The following is a 16,626-nucleotide window of genomic DNA, read 5'->3' as shown; positions in this document are numbered from 1 at the left end:
AACCGACTGCTCGCCACGGTTGCAACTATGACGAGCTGTCGGTTTCCGGGTGTGTTGCGGGGTCAGGCGTCGGCTGCGGTGGGGGGAGCGGTCGGCGTGGGCAGGTCCTGGTTCTCCGGGAAGTGGCACGCCACCTGGTGGCCTGGCGCCAGCTGCAGCAGTGGTGGCTCCACCGTCTTGCAGATCTCCTGCGCCTTCCAGCAGCGCGTGTGGAAGCGGCACGCCGGCGGCGGGTTGATCGGGCTCGGGACGTCACCCTCGAGACGGATCCGCTCGCGGTGAATGCGCCGCTGGGTGTCCGGGATCGGCACGGCCGACAGCAGCGCCGTGGTGTACGGGTGCATCGGACGGGTGTAGAGCTCGTCGCGGTCGGTCAGCTCGACGAGCTTGCCGAGGTACATGACAGCGATGCGGTCGCTCATGTGCCGGACCACCGAGAGGTCGTGGGCGATGACGACGTAGGTCAGGCCCAGCTCGTCCTGGAGGTCCTCGAGGAGGTTGATGACCTGGGCCTGGATCGACACGTCGAGCGCCGAGACCGGCTCGTCGGCGACGATCAGCTTGGGCTTGAGGGCGAGCGACCGGGCGATGCCGATGCGCTGCCGCTGGCCGCCGGAGAACTCGTGCGGGTAGCGGTTGTAGTGCTCCGGGTTGAGGCCGACGAGCTCGAGCAGGTCCTGAACCGAACGCTTGATGCCGTTCTCGGTGTTGACGTGCTGCAGCTTGAAGGGAGCCCCCACGATCGTGCCCACGGTGTGGCGCGGGTTGAGCGAGCCATACGGGTCCTGGAAGATCATCTGCACGTCGCGACGGAGCGGACGCAGCTTGCCGACCGACCAGTGCGTGACGTCCTGGCCCTCGAACAGCAATGTGCCCGACGTCGGCTCAATGAGGCGGGTCAGCATCCGGCCTGTCGTCGTCTTCCCGCATCCCGACTCGCCCACCAGCGACAGGGTCTCGCCCCGCGCCACGTCGAACGTCAGCTCGTCGACGGCCTGGACCGCGCCGACCACGCGTTGCAGGAGCCCACGGCGGATCGGGAAGTGCTTGGTCAGCTTGGTGACCTGCAGCAGCGCGTCGCCCGAGCGCGTCTGGGTGCCCGCCTCGGGTGCGGTGGACGTGGTCACGATGCGGCTCCTTCGCACGTGGTCGGGCGGGTCACAGCGCCGGCCTGATGTCGTTCTCCCAGATGGACCGTCGGTCCTCGGGGGAGAGGTGGCAGGCGGCATAGTGCCCGGGCGGCCCGGGGGCGAACGGGGGTCGGACGGTCTGGCTCCGGCCACCGGTGCGGTCCGCGAACGCACACCGCGGGTGGAACGGGCAGCCAGCAGGAACCTTGATCAGGCTCGGTGGCGTGCCGGCGATCGGGCGCAGCCGCTCGGTGCGCTCGCGGTCGAGGCGCGGCATCGAGCCGAGCAGGCCCCACGTGTACGGATGCTGCGGCCGCTCGAAGACGTCCTCAGCGGCGGCGTACTCGACGGACCGTCCGGCATACATCACCATGATGTCGTCGGCGAGCTCGGCGACGACACCCAGATCGTGGGTGATGATGATGACGGCCGAGTTGAACTCGCTCTGCAGGTCGCGGATGAGGTCGAGGATCTGCGCCTGCACGGTGACGTCCAGCGCGGTCGTGGGCTCGTCGGCGATGAGCAGGTCAGGGGAGCACGACAGCGCGATCGCGATCATCGCTCGCTGCCGCATACCGCCCGAGAACTGGTGCGGGTAGTCGTCGACGCGGCTGTTCGGCTGCGGGATGCCCACGCGGTCGAGCATGTCGATGGCGTGCTTGCGGGCCACCGAGGTGCTCACGTCGTTGTGCACCTTGTAGGCCTCGATGATCTGGCGGCCGACCGTGTAGAACGGGTGCATCGACGAGAGCGGGTCCTGGAAGATCATCGCCATCTTCTTGCCGCGCAGCGCCCGGACGTCCTCACGGCTCGCGCCGACCAGCTCCTGGCCGTCGAGCCGGATCGAGCCGGTCATCCGCACCGTGCCGGGCTTGTGCAGCCCCATGATCGCCATGCTCGTGACGCTCTTGCCAGATCCCGACTCGCCGACGATGCCGAGGGTCTTGCCGCGGGCCAGGTCGAACGACAGGCCGTCGACCGACTTGACGAGGCCGTCATCGGTGGGGAAGTGCACGCGCAGGTCGCGCACCGCGAGGAAGGTCCCCGGCTGCGGCGCCCCGAGGCCGCCGATGCCGTCGAGGACGTTCACCGACTCGGCGCCCCTGCGGCGGCGGCGACCGGTGCGGTCGACGGTCTCGGAGGAGTCGACGAGAGCCTCGGCCATCTCCTCGGTGCTTCGGTTCGTGGGTTCAGTCATGCGGTGCGCACCCTCGGGTCGATGACGGCGTAGAGAAGGTCCACGACGAGGTTGGCGATGATGATGAAGACGGCGCCGAGAATCGTCACGCCGAGGACCTTCGGCAGGTCGTTCTGCGACACGGCCTTGACAGCGTACTGGCCGATGCCGGGCAGCGAGAAGGTCGTCTCCGTGAGGATGGCGCCACCGAGCAGCAGGCCGAGGTCGAGGCCGAAGATCGTCACGATGGGGGTCAGCGCGGCGCGCAGGCCGTGTCTGACGACCACGTCGTTCTCTCGCAGGCCCTTGGCGCGGGCCGTGCGGATGTAGTCCTCGTTCATGGTCTCCAGCATGCCCGCGCGGGTGAGCCGGGCGTATGCCGCGGCATACAGGAACGCCAGCGTGATCCACGGCAGGAGCAGGTCGTAGGCCCACAAGAAGGGGTTCTGCTGCAACGGGGTGTAGGAGCCACCTGGCGCCGTCCAGCCCAGGCCGTAGCTGAAGATCGACAGCGCCAGCAGGCCGGTGAAGAAGATGGGGAGCGAGACACCGGCGAGCGCGACCGTCATGGCCGCGCGGTCGACGAAGGTCCCGCGACGCAGCGCCGAGACGACGCCGGTCGCGACCCCGCCCAGCAGCCACAGGAATGCGGCGCCGGCCGCGAGGCTCAGCGTGACCGGCAGGCGGTCCATGAGGTCAGGCAGGACGGGATTCTGTGTGATGAACGAGTACCCGAGACACGGGGCGGGGCAGTGGTCGTAGCCGGCGCCGGTGTAGTAGTCGCTACCGGCGAAGAGGCCCTTGATGAAGCGGCCGTACTGCACCCAGATCGGGTCGGTGAACCCGAGGCGCACGGCCGTCTCATGGATCTGGGCGGCGCCCGCGGACTTGCCGACGTAGCGCGAGGCGAGGTCCTCGACGGTGGCCCCGCCGATCCGGGGGAGGAGGAAGAAGATGGCAAAGACGACTGCCGTCACGATGAACAGCAGCACGACTGCACTGATGAGGCGTCTGATCAGGTACGCGAGCACTGTGGTCGGCGGCCCGGGTGGTGGCAGCCGACGAGATCGTCGGCTGCCACCGGGGCCACGCCTTCACCTTCTTTCGGTGGATGAGGCAGTGGGCAGTTCGTACAGCTACTTCTTGGTCGTGCCCAGCGTCGTGTAGTCGTAGAAGCTGAACGCGTCAGTGACGAACACGTTCGTCAGGTTCTCGGGTCGGTAGAGCAGACCCTTGCCCCAGACACCAGGCAGAACCACCGCGTTCTCCATGACGGTCTTGTCGACATTGCCCCAGATCGAGTCACGCTTGGCGACGTCGTTCTCGCCGAGCGCCTGGTCGATGAGGGCGTCGACCGCCGGCAGCTTGATGCCGAGGTTCGTGTTGCCGGCCGGGCGGATGACGCGGCTGTCGACGATCTGCTCCATGAAGCCGAAGCCGTCAGCCCAGTCAGCACCCCAGCTCATGATCATGAGGCCCAGGCCGTTGGCCTTGGCATAGTCCGGCTTGCCGACGTAGAGCTTGAAGTAGTCACCCTGCGGGAAGCCCTTGAGCGTGGCCTTGATGCCAGCCTTGGCCAGGGACTGCTGGAGCGACTCGGCGGTTGCCTTCTCCTTCGGACGCTCGGTGCGGTAGGCGATGATCGTGTCGAAGCCGTCGGGCTTGCCACACTTGGCGAGCTCGGCCTTGGCGGCATCCGGGTCGCCCTGGGGCTTCGCGGCGAAGTTGTACAGATCCATGTCCTGGTGGCCCGGGACCGACGGGGGCATCAGGCTCGTCGCGATCGAGGCACCGATGCTGCCGCCGTACGCGCGCTGGTAGCCGGTCTTGTCGTAGGCGAGCAGGACGGCCTTGCGGCAGTCGATGTTGTCGAACGGCGCCACGTCGGTGTTGATCTGCGTGTAGTTCGTCCGCTGGGTGTTCGGGTTGTCGGAGTTCTTCTTCAGGTCGGGGCTCGCCAGGATCTTGCCCTGCGCCGCCGCCTGGACACCCGTGCCCGCGAGGTCGACGTCGATGTCACCCGACATGAGCCGGTTGTCGAGGTCTGCCGCGTTGACGCCGATCTCGACCGTGAGCTTGTCCGGGAGGGCCTTGCGGCCGGTGTCCGGGTCGGTAGCCGGGTCGTAGTTCGGGTTGCGGTCGAGCTCGAGAAGCTTGCCGGCCTGGTACGTCGTGAACTTGTACGGGCCGGTCGACATGACGTGTTCCTTGTACTTCGTGCCGGTGTCCTTGGCCTGCGGGACCGGAACCGTGGCAGGAAGCATGGCGAAGTAGTCGAACCCGGAGAAGGCCGTCTTCAGGTGGAAGACGATCGTCTTGTCGTCGGGCGTGGTGATCGACTTGAGGTCGTCGAGGTTCTTGTCCTTGTAGACGGAGTACCCGTCGGGGACGTCGGCGAGGAAGTCGTTGAAGTACGTCGGACCGTTCGGGAACGTCGTCTTGTCGAGCGAGCGCGCGACGGCATACTTGACGTCCTTGCTCGTGACCGGCGTGCCGTCCTCGTACTTGACGCCGTCACGCAGGGTGTACGTCCACGTCTTGTTGCCGTCGCTCGGCTTGCCGAGGGACGTCGCGAGGTCCGGGACGAGCTTTGCGCCCTCCTCACCCGGCGCCGCCTTGAACGTCACGAGGCCGCGCCCGTAGTTACGCAGGAAGTCCCAGGACAGGCCGTAGTAGGTGTCGCCGGGGTCTACCGAGTCCCAGTCGTCCGAGATGCCGAAGCGCAACGTGCCGCCCTTGGCGTCCGAGGGGTTGACGACCTTGGTGAGTGCCGCGTCGGCAGCGACGGCGGTCGAGCCGCCCCCGCCCCCACTGCCGCCGGTGCCGCCCGTGGTGCCGCCGGTGTTACCGCCGCCACAGGCGGTCAACCCCAGCGCCAGGGCCGTCGCACCGGCGACAGCCATGATGCGCGTTTTCTTCATGTGCTTTGCGCTCCCTTGTGTTTTCTGGTGGTGCATACGGTCGCAGTGGTCACCGCGACCGAGGATCGAGGGCGTCACGTAGGCCGTCCCCGAAGAGGTTGAAGGCGAGGACCGTCACGAAGATGGCCATGCCTGGAGGGATCATGAACCAGGGGTCGATCTGGTACCACGTCGCGGCATCGGACAGCATGCCGCCCCACGTGGCGCGAGGGGCCTGGACACCGACACCGAGGTACGACAGGGCCGCCTCGAACAGGATGTTGGTCGGGATGAGCAGGGTCGCGTAGACCAGGATCGGCGCGAAGAGGTTCGGCAGCAGCTCCCGCGTCACGATGTACGGCGTCCGCCCGCCGAGGCTGCGCGCCGCGTCGACGAACTCCCGCTCACGAAGGGAGAGCGTCTGGCCGCGCACGAGGCGGCCGATGTACGGCCAGTTGAAGAAGCCGATGATGAAGATGATGACCGCGATCCGCAGCTGGTCGCCCTTGAGGCCGAACGCCGAGTCGGGGATGACGCCGACGAGGGCGAGGGCGAACAGCAGCAGCGGGAACGCGAGGAAGATGTCCATGAGGCGGCTGATGAAGCTGTCCACCGCGCCGCCGTAGTAGCCGGCGATGAGGCCCATCGTCGTGCCGATGACGACCGACACCAGCGTTGCGAAGAACGCGATGAGCAGCGAGACCTGCGAGCCGTACAGGATGCGGCTGAACAGGTCTCGGCCGTTCACCGGCTCCAGGCCGAACAGGAAGTCCCAGGAGATCCCCCCGAAGGGGCCGATGGGAATCTGGGTGTTGGCGTCGATGAGCTCCTGGTGGAACTCGTCCGGCGGGTGTCCGAGCAGCCGGACGATGAGCGGGGCCAGGATGGCGATCACGACGAGGAAAATGACGAAGATGCCGCCGGCCAGCGCGACCCGGTCTCGCTTGAGCCGGCTCCACGCGATCTGGCCGAGTGAACGACCCTCGATGACGCCGCCGCCTTCGAGCACCGCCTCGGGGGCTGCTGACGCTCCGCCGGGTTCGAGCTCGAGGGGTGTGCTCACGTGCCGTCACCTCCGGGTGAGTTCGGTGCCGGGCGGGGCCACGTTGGACCCACCGACAAGTATTCGGCGACAGCCGCAAACCTACGCTCCCTACGACCGCGCCGCCCATCTTTCAGCGACCGGGCACCACCAGCAACCGACTATGCCGAATCGTGACTCGCTGGATATCTTTCGGCGATCTGGCGGGTTGAGCGATAAACCTTCCCGTGCGAGGGCCGCACGCACGACTCGACCGCTCGGCTGGGAGCTGGGTGGGACTTTGCTGGGAGCGCGCTAGGCGTCCGTCTCGTCGTCGAACCGCCCGAGCACGCGCTCGAGCAGGTCCTCCATGGTGACGATGCCGACCGGGCCCTGGGGGCCCTCCACGAGCACGAGCTGGGCCTGGCGGGATCTCATCAGTGACACGGCGTCGAGCAGGGACAGGCCTGCATCCACCTGGAGGGCTGGCGCGGTGACGGCCGTGACCGGCGCCGAGGCGGCGGAGCGCACGACGTCCCGCACGTGCACGATGCCGACCGGGACGTCGCGGTCACGGACGAGCAGCCGTGAGCGGCCCGACTCCCGCGACACGGTTTCTGCCTCGGCGCACGTCGCGGTCGCGCCCACACCGACGACGTGCGCGAGCGGCACGAGCACGTCGGACAACGGGGTGGTGTCGAGGTCGATGGCGCCGGCCAGGACCCGGTGCTCCGGCTCCGCGAGCAGGCCGTGCTCCCGCGAGCTCTGGAGCAGCATCTCGAGCTCCTTGGGGCCGTGGACCTGGGCGAGCTCGTCCTGAGGCTGCACGCCGACGAGGCGGAGGCATCCGTTGGCCATGGCGTTGAGCAGGGCGAGGACGGGTCGCATGACGCGGGCGAAGGCCCGGAACGGCAGCGCCAGCATGAGCGCGGACCGCTCTGGGTGGGCGATGGCCCACGACTTGGGCGCCATCTCGCCCACGACCATGTGGAGGAAGACGACGATGGCGACGGCGAGCACGACAGAGACGACGTATGCCGCCGCGTCTGGCAGCCGCAGGAACGTGAACACGGGCTGGAGCAGCTCAGCGACGGCTGGCTTCGCCAGCGAGCCGAGGCCGAGGGTGCACAGCGTGATCCCGAGCTGGGCTCCCGCGAGCATGAGGGAGAGCTCACGGCTGCCGCGGACCGCAGCCCGCGCGGCGAGGCTGCCCCGCTCGGCCAGGTCCTCGAGCCGGTGCCGCTTGCTGGCCACGAGGGCGAACTCGGCCGCTACGAAGAACGCGTTGCCGACGAGAAGGAGCACGGAGAACAGCAGTGCGGTGGTCATCGCGTCTCCCCGTCCGGCGCGCCGCCCTCGGTGCCCTCTGTGCCCTCGGTGCCCTCGCCGCCATCGGCGAGCTGGGCCACCTCCGCGTCGAGGCGTTCGAGGTCGGCCATCAGGTCGAGCACGGCCACGCGTACGGTCGCGGGCACGTGCCGTGCGACCGCCTCTACGGTGAGGCGGACCGTCACGCGGGTCCGGCGCAGCTCGCTCTCGTCGGGATCGGCGTCCGGCTCCGGCTCGTCGCCGGCGGAACCCTCGGGTGCCGCGACGTGACGCCGGTCGCTGACCACCTCGCGGCGGGCGTCGGCCTCGACCGTGTCGGAGACGCGTGCGGTGCGTCCGAGCCGCTCGAGGATGAGCCCGCTCAGCGTCGCGTGCTCGTCGGCGCTCGTGAGCTCGAGGTCGGTGGCCGCCTCGAGCTCGTCGAGGCGCACATGGCCAGGCACCAGCCACTCGTCCGGGGCGGTCTCGAGCACACCGGGCTGGGGGCTGTCGTCCTCGTCGAGGATGTCGCCGACGACCTCCTCGGCGATGTCCTCGAAGGTCACGACACCGGCGAAGCCGCCGTGCTCGTCGACGACGACGGCGAGCTGGCGATGGTCGGCCCGGATCTGCTCGAGGACGCGGGGGAGTGGTGCGCTCGTCGGCACGACAGTCGGCTCGGACACGACGGAGCCGATCTGCGTGGTGGCCCGTAGCTCGGCGGGGACGGCGAGCAGCTCGGGGATCCCGGCCACGCCGACGATGTCGTCGCCGTCCCGGCCGGTGACCGGGAACCGCGACCAGCCGGTGTCGAGCAGCGTGACGAGATCGGAGAGAGGCGCGCTGGCCCGGACCGTCGTCACCCTGACGCGTGGTGTCATGACGTCGCTGGCGTCGAGCGCCCGGAAGCGTAGGCCGCCCTCGAGCACCTCCGACAGGTCGTCGTCGAGAAGGCCCCCGGCGTGCGACTCGTCGATGATGCGCGTGAGGTCCTCGGCCGTCGCACCGTGCTCGAGCTCCTCGACGGGCTCGATCCCGACCTTGCGTAGCAGGGTGGTGGAGGCGCGGTCGAAGAGCCGGACGACCGGGCCTGCGAGCCTGAGATATACGAGGGTGGACCGGCTGAGCGCCCGGGCCAGCGGGACGGTGCGAGCGATGGCGAGGTTCTTGGGCGCCAGCTCGCCGAAGACCATCTGGACGATCGTCGAGAAGACGAGGACGGCGGTCACCGACAGGCTCAGCCGTGCGGCATACGACATGGAGGGATCGAGCAGCTCGGCGAGGCCCACGCCGACGAGCGGCTCGGAGACGTAGCCGACCAGGAGCGCGGTGACGGTGATCCCGAACTGCGCCGCCGAGAGCGTGAAGGACAGCTGTGAGGTGACCTGTAGCGCGCGATGCGCGGCGGCGTCGCCGCGCTCGGCATGCTGCCGAAGCGCGTTGCGGTCGACGGCGACGTAGGCGAACTCCTGAGCCACGAAGTAGCCCGTGGCGGCGGTGAGGGCCAAGATCAGTGCGATTCCGAGAACGATGCTCATACCGGATCACCAAGCATGCGCCGCAGCGAAGCGAGGCGCCAGAAGACACGGGGCGGCCGGACCGAGTCCGGCCAGGGACTATGGCCCTCCTGTGACTCGGAGGCCGAGCCGGGACGGGTGGGTGATCGCATGGGCCAATCCTAGGTGACCGCCGGTGTGCCTCAGCCCGTCGCGCTGGCGCCCACCAGCCCGGCCTCCTGGGAGATCTGGTGCGCGAGCTCGATGTCGAGCTGGGTGAGCCCGCCCTCGGAGTGCGTCGAGAGCACGAACGTGACGGTGCGCCACCGGATGTCGATGTCGGGGTGATGGTTCATCGACTCGGCCGCGGCGGCCACCTCGCGGACCAGCCGGATGCCGTCGAGGAACGACGGAGCCTCGTAGGAGGCGCGGATCTCGCTGCCGTCTCGAGCCCAGCCCGGCAGGTCGCGGAGCTGGCGCTCGATCTCTTCGTCGTCAAGCAGTCGTGTCATGACTCCAGTAAAACGCGGACGTATGCCGGACGGCTGAGTCCGCGTGCGGGCTGTGGCACGATCGGGGGCGCCATGAGCAGCGATTCCTCCACCATGCCGCCCGAGCCCGCTGACGACCTGCGCCGGTCGCTGCGGCTCGTCGTCGGCGCCGCCATCGTCGACAGCCTCGACCGGCCGACCCGCATGCTCGCCGCCCGCCGCACCGAGCCCGCCGCCCTCGCCGGCGGCTGGGAGCTGCCCGGGGGCAAGGTCGAACCGGGCGAGTCGCCGCTGTCCGCCCTCCATCGCGAGGTGTGGGAGGAGCTCGGCGTGCGGGTCGCGTTCGGTGCGCACGTCCCAGGGCCGCTGCCGGGTGCCACCTGGGCGCTCGGCGACCGGTACGAGATGCTCGTCTGGCTCGCGGAGGTGGTCGAGGGCACTCCGGCGCCCATCGAGGACCATGACGAGCTGCGCTGGCTCCCGCTCGACGCGCTGCATGCCGTCGCGTGGCTGCCGGCCGACCTGCCGATCGTCGATCGGCTCGAGGCGCTTCTGCGCTCCGGACCGCCGCAGAGCGTGGTCAAGCACACGCCGAATCCCTGAGAGACTGTCCCCCATGCCCATGAAGACCCGTGCGGACATCCGCAACGTTGCCATCGTCGCTCACGTCGACCACGGCAAGACCACCCTCGTCGACAAGATGCTCTGGCAGTCGGGGGCCTTTGGCGAGCACCAGCACGTCGACGAGCGGGCGATGGACTCCGGTGACCTCGAGCGCGAGAAGGGCATCACGATCCTCGCCAAGAACACCGCGGTGCACTACACGGGCAAGGCATCGACCGACCGCGGCCTGGCGGACGGCGTCACGATCAACATCATCGACACCCCCGGGCACGCCGACTTCGGCGGCGAGGTCGAGCGTGGCCTGTCGATGGTCGACGGGGTCGTCCTGCTCGTCGACGCGTCCGAGGGCCCGCTCCCGCAGACGCGCTTTGTCCTGCGCAAGGCGCTCGCCGCGAAGATGCCGGTGATCCTGTGCATCAACAAGGTCGACCGGCCCGACTCACGCATCGCCGAGGTCGTCGACGAGACCTATGAGCTGTTCCTCGACCTCGACGCCACCGAGGAGCAGATCGACTTCCCCATCGTTTACGCCTCCGCCAAGGCGGGCCGCGCCTCGACGGAGCGGCCGGACGACGGCGGGCTGCCGGACGGCGCCGACCTCGAGGCGCTGTTCGCGACCATCCTCGAGACGATCCCAGCTCCGACGTACGACGACCAGGCCCCGTTGCAGGCCCATGTCACGAACCTTGACGCGTCCAACTTCCTCGGCCGCCTCGCCCTGCTGCGGGTCCACAACGGCACGATCAACAAGGGCCAGCAGGTCATGTGGTGCCGCCATGACGGCTCGCAGCAGCGGGTCAAGATCACCGAGCTGCTCATGACCGAAGCCCTCGAGCGCAAGCCGGCCGAGAGCGCCGGCCCCGGAGACATCATCGCCGTCGCCGGCATCCCGGACATCACGATCGGCGAGACCCTCGCGGACGCTGACAACCCGATCCCGTTGCCGCTCATCACGGTCGACGAGCCCGCCATCTCGATGACCATCGGCACCAACACGAGCCCTATGGTCGGGCGGGTCCGCGGCGCGAAGGTGACTGCGCGGATGGTCAAGGACCGACTCGACCGTGAGCTCGTCGGCAACGTGTCGCTGCGCATCTTGCCGACCGAGCGACCGGACGCCTGGGAGGTGCAGGGCCGCGGCGAGCTGGCGCTGGCGATCCTCGTCGAGCAGATGCGACGCGAGGGCTACGAGCTGACGGTCGGCAAGCCGCAGGTCGTGACCCGCGAGGTCGACGGGAAGGTGCACGAGCCCGTCGAGCGCCTGACGATCGACACGCCGGAGGAGTTCCTCGGGCCGATCACGCAGATCCTCGCCGCGCGCAAGGGCCGGATGGAGCAGATGACCAACCACGGCACGGGGTGGATCCGGATGGAGTTCCTGGTCCCCTCGCGTGGACTCATCGGCTTCCGCACCGAGTTCCTCACCGAGACCCGGGGCACGGGGATCGCCCACCACGTCTTCGAGGACTACGAGCCGTGGTTCGGCGCGATCACTACGCGCACGAGCGGCTCCCTCGTCGCCGACCGCACGGGTGTTGTCACGGCCTATGCAATGGTCAACCTCCAAGAGCGTGGCACCCTGTTCACCGAGCCGACGACCGAGGTCTACGAGGGCATGATCGTCGGCGAGAACTCCCGAGCCGACGACATGGATGTCAACATCACCAAGGAGAAGAAGCTCACCAACGTTCGCGCCTCCTCGTCCGACAACTTCGAGAAGATCGTTCCGCCGCGCAAGCTCAGCCTCGAGCAGTGCCTCGAGTTCTGCCGCGAGGACGAGTGCGTGGAGGTGACCCCGGAGGCGGTCCGGATCCGCAAGGTCGTGCTCGACGCGACCGAGCGGTCCCGCACTGCCGCCCGCGTGCGTGCCGCGGCGAGGGCCGAAGGCTGATCCGAGCGTGCGGGTCGAGCTTCGCGGGCTGAGGCGGGGGGTCACCGCCGCGGTCGGTGCTGCCCTGCTCGCGACGGGCTCGGCCGCCTGCACGGGCGAGAGCGGCATCGGAGGGTCGGCCGGTGTCGCCGGCACGTCGTCGGACTCCGGCGGTGCGGCCCAGCCCGGTGGCACGCTCAACGTCCTCGTCGCCGACTCGATCGCGACCTGGGACCCGCAGCTGATGTACCCCAGCCCCGAGGCGTTCTTCGCCCAGCGCACGTTCGCGCGGGGCCTGACGGCATACGGCACGGGTGAGCACCAGCGTGACATCGAGGGTGACCTCGCGACTGACACGGGCACCCCGTCCAACCAGGCGCGCACGTGGACCTTCACCCTGCGCGAGGGCCTCCGGTGGCAGGACGGCTCCCCAATCACGTGCGAGGACGTCCGACACGGCGTCGCCCGCACCTTCGACCGCCGCACCCACGTCGGCGGCACGAACTACGCGAGCTACCTGCTCGACATGCCGACGAAGGTCACGGCCGAGGGGCTCGAGAAGCCCGTCTACACCGGTCCCGGCGACAAGAAGCACCAGAGCGACTTCGACAAGGCTGTCTCCTGCAAGGGCCGCACGGTGACGTTCCGGCTGCGCGACTCGGAGCCCGACTTCCCGCACATCGTCGCGATGCCGGAGTTCGCGCCGCGCAAGGCCTCGACCGACACCAAGGACGACAAGGCCAGCCTCGTGGTCATGTCGAGCGGCCCCTACAAGCTCAAGGAGCCGTGGACGGTCGGCAAGGGCGGGACGTTCGTGCGCAACACGTACTGGGACCCTCGCACCGACCCGATCCGCCAGGCCTACCCCGACGAGATCCAGGTGACGACCGACCTCGGTGAGTCCACGGTCATCCAGCGCCTGCTCAACCAGCAGGACGACGACGCGTATGCCGTCTCGTGGGTCCAGGCGAGCCCGACCCTGCGCAACCAGGCCGGCACGGACCTCCAGGCCCGGCTCACCTTCCCGTACACCGGAAACGTCGACTACCTCGCTCTCAACATGCGCAGCAAGGTCATGTCCAATCCGACGGTGCGCAAGGCGTTCGCCCTCGCCACCAACCGCGCCACGTATGTCGCCGCGACCGGCGGCGACGGCGCGGGCACGCCGACCTGGTCGATCCTGTCGCCCGCGGTCGACCCGAGCGGCACGACGCCCCCGAGCGGCACCTATGTCGAGGGCGACCCCGAGTCGGCCCGGCTCCTGCTCGAGCAGGCCGGCCTGAAGCTGCCGGTACGCGTGCGCGTCGTGCACGCGAAGTCGGTCCTCGCCGACAAGGCGTATGCCGCCCTGGCCGCCGGGTGGGAGCGTGCCGGCTTCGACGTGCAGCTGACGGGCGTGGCCCCGGAGGAGTACTACGCCACGATCGAGAAGCCGAACTCCGTCAACACCTACGACGTGTTCCGCGGCGTGTGGACGCCCGACTGGCCGTCGGCGAGCGGGGTCCTGCCCGCCCTGTTCGACTCCCGGCTCAACATCGACTCGAGCGGTCCCGGACAGGACGTCGGGTACTTCAGCGACGACACCGTCAACGGACTCATGGACAAGGCCGACGCCACGCCCGACCCCAAGGCGCGGGCCTCGGTCTGGGCACAGGTCGACGACGCCATCCGCGCCAAGCAGGGCTACGTGGCTCTCTCGGCGACCAAGGCGCTCTACCTGCACGGTTCGGGTGTCAAGAACTACGAGGACCACGCCGTCGGCGCCGTCGTGGACCTCGCCACGGTCGCGGTGCGCTGACTGGAGGCCCGGTGGCTCGCCTGCTGTTCGTCCACGCCCACCCGGACGACGAGACGCTGACCTGTGGCATCGCCATGGCGCACCATGTCGCCCGCGGCGACGAGGTCCACGTGCTCACCTGCACCCTCGGTGAGGAGGGTGAGGTGATCCCGGAGCCGCTCGCCCACCTCGAGGGCCATCCCGACGACACGCTCGGGCCTTACCGTCATGCCGAGCTCACCGAGGCGCTGCACCGGATCGGCGCCACGATGCACGTCCTCGGCGCGGACGCCGGACACCTGTCGCGCTTCCGCGACTCCGGCATGGTCGGGTCTGCGGCCGCGCGTCACCCGGACGCGTTCGCCGCGGCCGATGTCGACACCGCCGGAGCCCTCGTGGCCGACGTGGTCCGGTCCGTGCGGCCCGACGTCGTCGTCACGTACGACGAGCACGGCGGCTACGGCCACCCTGACCACATCCAGACCCACCGGGTCACCCGACGCGCCCTGCAGCTGCTCGACGCCGGCGACCTACCGGCTCACACCTACGAGATCCTGACGCCGCGCAGCTGGGCGCACGAGGACCGCGCGTGGCTGCACGCAGCCGACCCCACGGCATACGCCCTCCCGGTGGGTGAGCCCCCGCTCGTGCTGCCCGCGGTCACCGACCCGTTCCCGCCGTCGGTCGTGGCCGACGAGCTCGTGTCGCATGTCGTCGAGGACGCCGCCGCTCGTGTCGTCCAGAACGACGCCCTTCGCGCCCACGCCACCCAGGTCATCGTCGCGAGCGAGGACGTCCACGCCCTGTCGAACCGGATCGCCGCGCGCACGACGGCGCGGGAGGGGTTCCGGCAGGTCGACCCCCGCACCTGGGCGGCCACCGGGCAGCGTGGCACGAGCCTGCTGGACTGAGCCGACAACGAATCCGTCACGGCCGCCGAGTCGTGAGGTCCGTCGGCCCCATTCTGCGAGGCATCGGGTTACCGTCATGCGACCTGTCCCCTCCCCGGAGATCCCATGCCTGACTCGTGGCAACCTGAGCCCCGTCGAGAGAACCGTTCGACCGCGCTGCGCCTCCTGGTGGCCGGCCTCGTGCTCGGGGGCGGCTATGCGGCCCTGTGCATCTGGGCGTCCGGCCACGTGCCCGCCACCGTCACCATCGGCGGCATCCACGTCGGCGGGATGTCGCCCGACCAGGCCGGAGCCGCCATCGAGCGCGGATCAGAGACGCTGCTCAGCACGCCGATCGCACTGAGCGTGCCCGGCCGTGAGGAACCCGTGCAGGTGGTGCCTTCCACGGCGGGCTTCCAGGTCGACATCCGGCGGTCCCTCGACGGGCTGACCGGGTTCACGCTGAGCCCGAGCACGGTGTGGAGCAAGCTGACCGGCTCGGTCGAGGCGCCGCTGCTGACCAGCGTCGACGACGACCGCCTCACGGCATACCTCGGCACCCTCGCCCCGAGGGTGGCCGTCGCCGCGACGGAGGGCGGCGTGTCCTTCCCCGGCGGGATGGTCACCGTCGCGCTGCCCCGGCCCGGCCAGGCTCTCGACGTCGCAGGCACCAAGCTCGCGCTGCGCAAGGCGTTCCCGAACTCGGACTCCGCGACGGCCGCGATGCGAGCCGTCGACCCGGCCGTGGGCCCCGAGACCGTCCAGCAGGTCGCCGACGAGTTCGGGCGGACGGCGATGTCGGGGCCGGTCACCGTCGTGGCCGGCACGGCGAAGACGCAGCTCAGCCAGGCGGAGTTCGCGCCGATGGTGTCCCTCGAGCCGGACGGTGCCGGCAGCCTCCGGCCGGCCTTCGACGAGAAGGGTCTGGCCGCTCTCGTCGCGAAGAACCTGAACGTCCCCAGCAAGGCCGCGCAGGATGCCCGCTGGGTCTTCGCGCCGAACAACGGGCGGCCCCGGCTGGTGCCCTCGGTCGACGGCTCGGCCGTCGACCAGGCCGCGGTCGGCACGCAGGTCGCCGCCGCCATCGGCAGCGGCAACCGGACGGTCACGGTGAAACCGGTCGTGACCAAGCCGAAGCTCACCACCGAGCAGGCCCAGAAGGCCGGCATCACGACGCTCGTGGTCGACTTCAAGTCACCCTTCCCGACGAACGACAAGACCCGCACGAACAACCTCGTCGTCGCCACACGCACGATCAACGGCACGTACGTGCCTCCGGGCGGCACCTTCAGCCTCAACGGCGTCCTCGGCGAGCGCACGGAGGACAAGGGGTATGCCGACGGGACCGTGATCATCAACGGCCGCCTCACGCGCGGCACCGGTGGCGGCGTGAGCCAGGTGTCCACGGTGATCTACAACATGGCCTACTTCGCGGGCGCCGACATCCTCGAGTTCACTCCGCACGCCTTCTTCATCCCGCGCTACCCCGAGGGGCGTGAGGCCACCGTTTACTGGCCCAGCATCGACAACAAGTGGAAGAACGACACGTCGTTCGGGATGCTCCTGCAGACCTGGGTCGAGGACGGCTACGTGCACGGCCGCGTGTGGAGCACCAAGGTGTGGGACATCACGTCGGTCAAGGGCCCGCGCCGCAATGTCGTCCCGCCGGAGCGGATCGTCATCGACGGCCTCAAGTGCTACCCGCAGCAGCCGAACCCGGGCTTCGTCGTCACCGTCACGCGCCAGTGGTACAAGCCCGGCTCGTCGGCGCTGGTGAAGAAGGAGTCGGTGACGACGCGCTACCGGCCCGAGGACGAGATCGTCTGCACGAACCCCAACGCCACCCCGCCGTGACCTCCCGGCATGACCCCCCGGCCCCTCGCCCCGGGCCCGCTTGACCCGCAACACACCGAGCAGCCGCAAACTTCGACGGTTATTTCCA

13 protein-coding genes are annotated in these 16,626 nt (G+C 69.4%); 5 read left to right on the top strand and 8 right to left on the bottom strand.

Features of this window, described 5'->3' with window-relative positions; genetic code table 11:
- Positions 1-62: 62 nt before the first annotated feature.
- From ACYVLP_RS26765 to ACYVLP_RS26730, 8 genes are all read right to left on the bottom strand, one after another.
- Entirely contained in the window at positions 63-1,127 is a 1,065-nt protein-coding gene (locus tag ACYVLP_RS26765) for an ABC transporter ATP-binding protein (protein WP_460630304.1), read from the bottom strand.
- 31 nt (positions 1,128-1,158) lie between these two features.
- Positions 1,159-2,328, bottom strand: a complete 1,170-nt coding sequence (locus ACYVLP_RS26760) for an ABC transporter ATP-binding protein (RefSeq protein WP_460630303.1) — start codon at positions 2,326-2,328, stop codon at positions 1,159-1,161.
- Positions 2,325-3,338: an ABC transporter permease gene (locus ACYVLP_RS26755; RefSeq protein WP_460630302.1), complete on the bottom strand. Its 1,014-nt coding sequence runs from the start codon at positions 3,336-3,338 to the stop codon at positions 2,325-2,327. The genes ACYVLP_RS26760 and ACYVLP_RS26755 overlap by 4 nt, the downstream gene beginning before the upstream one ends.
- A gap of 105 nt (positions 3,339-3,443) precedes the next feature.
- Positions 3,444-5,228: an ABC transporter substrate-binding protein gene (locus tag ACYVLP_RS26750; protein ID WP_460630301.1), complete on the bottom strand. Its 1,785-nt coding sequence runs from the start codon at positions 5,226-5,228 to the stop codon at positions 3,444-3,446.
- Positions 5,229-5,277: 49 nt separating this feature from the next.
- Positions 5,278-6,270, bottom strand: a complete 993-nt coding sequence (locus tag ACYVLP_RS26745) for an ABC transporter permease (protein WP_460630300.1) — start codon at positions 6,268-6,270, stop codon at positions 5,278-5,280.
- Positions 6,271-6,543: 273 nt separating this feature from the next.
- Positions 6,544-7,557, bottom strand: a complete 1,014-nt coding sequence (locus ACYVLP_RS26740; protein ID WP_460630299.1) for a hemolysin family protein — start codon at positions 7,555-7,557, stop codon at positions 6,544-6,546.
- The gene (locus tag ACYVLP_RS26735) at positions 7,554-9,074 is read right to left on the bottom strand and encodes a hemolysin family protein (RefSeq protein ID WP_460630298.1); all 1,521 of its coding nucleotides are present in this window, start codon (positions 9,072-9,074) and stop codon (positions 7,554-7,556) included. Before ACYVLP_RS26735 ends, ACYVLP_RS26740 begins: the two co-directional genes overlap by 4 nt.
- Before the next feature lie 161 nt (positions 9,075-9,235).
- Positions 9,236-9,544 (bottom strand): 4a-hydroxytetrahydrobiopterin dehydratase, encoded by a 309-nt coding sequence (locus tag ACYVLP_RS26730; protein ID WP_460630297.1) that lies wholly within the window; start codon positions 9,542-9,544, stop codon positions 9,236-9,238.
- Between the two features lie 72 nt (positions 9,545-9,616).
- Here ACYVLP_RS26730 and ACYVLP_RS26725 point away from each other — a divergent pair, with 72 nt between their 5' ends.
- From ACYVLP_RS26725 to ACYVLP_RS26705, 5 genes are all read left to right on the top strand, one after another.
- Positions 9,617-10,126 carry a (deoxy)nucleoside triphosphate pyrophosphohydrolase gene (locus tag ACYVLP_RS26725; protein WP_460630296.1) on the top strand — a complete coding sequence of 170 codons (510 nt, stop codon included), beginning with the start codon at positions 9,617-9,619 and terminating at the stop codon, positions 10,124-10,126.
- Positions 10,127-10,139: 13 nt separating this feature from the next.
- Positions 10,140-12,038 (top strand): translational GTPase TypA, encoded by a 1,899-nt coding sequence (typA, locus tag ACYVLP_RS26720; RefSeq protein ID WP_460630295.1) that lies wholly within the window; start codon positions 10,140-10,142, stop codon positions 12,036-12,038.
- A 7-nt stretch (positions 12,039-12,045) separates the two neighbouring features.
- The gene (locus tag ACYVLP_RS26715) at positions 12,046-13,815 is read left to right on the top strand and encodes an ABC transporter substrate-binding protein (RefSeq protein WP_460630294.1); all 1,770 of its coding nucleotides are present in this window, start codon (positions 12,046-12,048) and stop codon (positions 13,813-13,815) included.
- Positions 13,816-13,826: 11 nt separating this feature from the next.
- Entirely contained in the window at positions 13,827-14,705 is an 879-nt protein-coding gene (mshB, locus tag ACYVLP_RS26710; protein ID WP_460630293.1) for an N-acetyl-1-D-myo-inositol-2-amino-2-deoxy-alpha-D-glucopyranoside deacetylase, read from the top strand.
- 105 nt (positions 14,706-14,810) lie between these two features.
- Positions 14,811-16,538: a VanW family protein gene (locus ACYVLP_RS26705; protein WP_460630292.1), complete on the top strand. Its 1,728-nt coding sequence runs from the start codon at positions 14,811-14,813 to the stop codon at positions 16,536-16,538.
- Positions 16,539-16,626: the final 88 nt, after the last annotated feature.

The organism is Intrasporangium mesophilum (genome assembly GCF_054783095.1).
The sequence above is the reverse complement of the archived record's forward strand: the minus strand, read 5'-3'. Positions and strand labels throughout refer to the sequence as shown.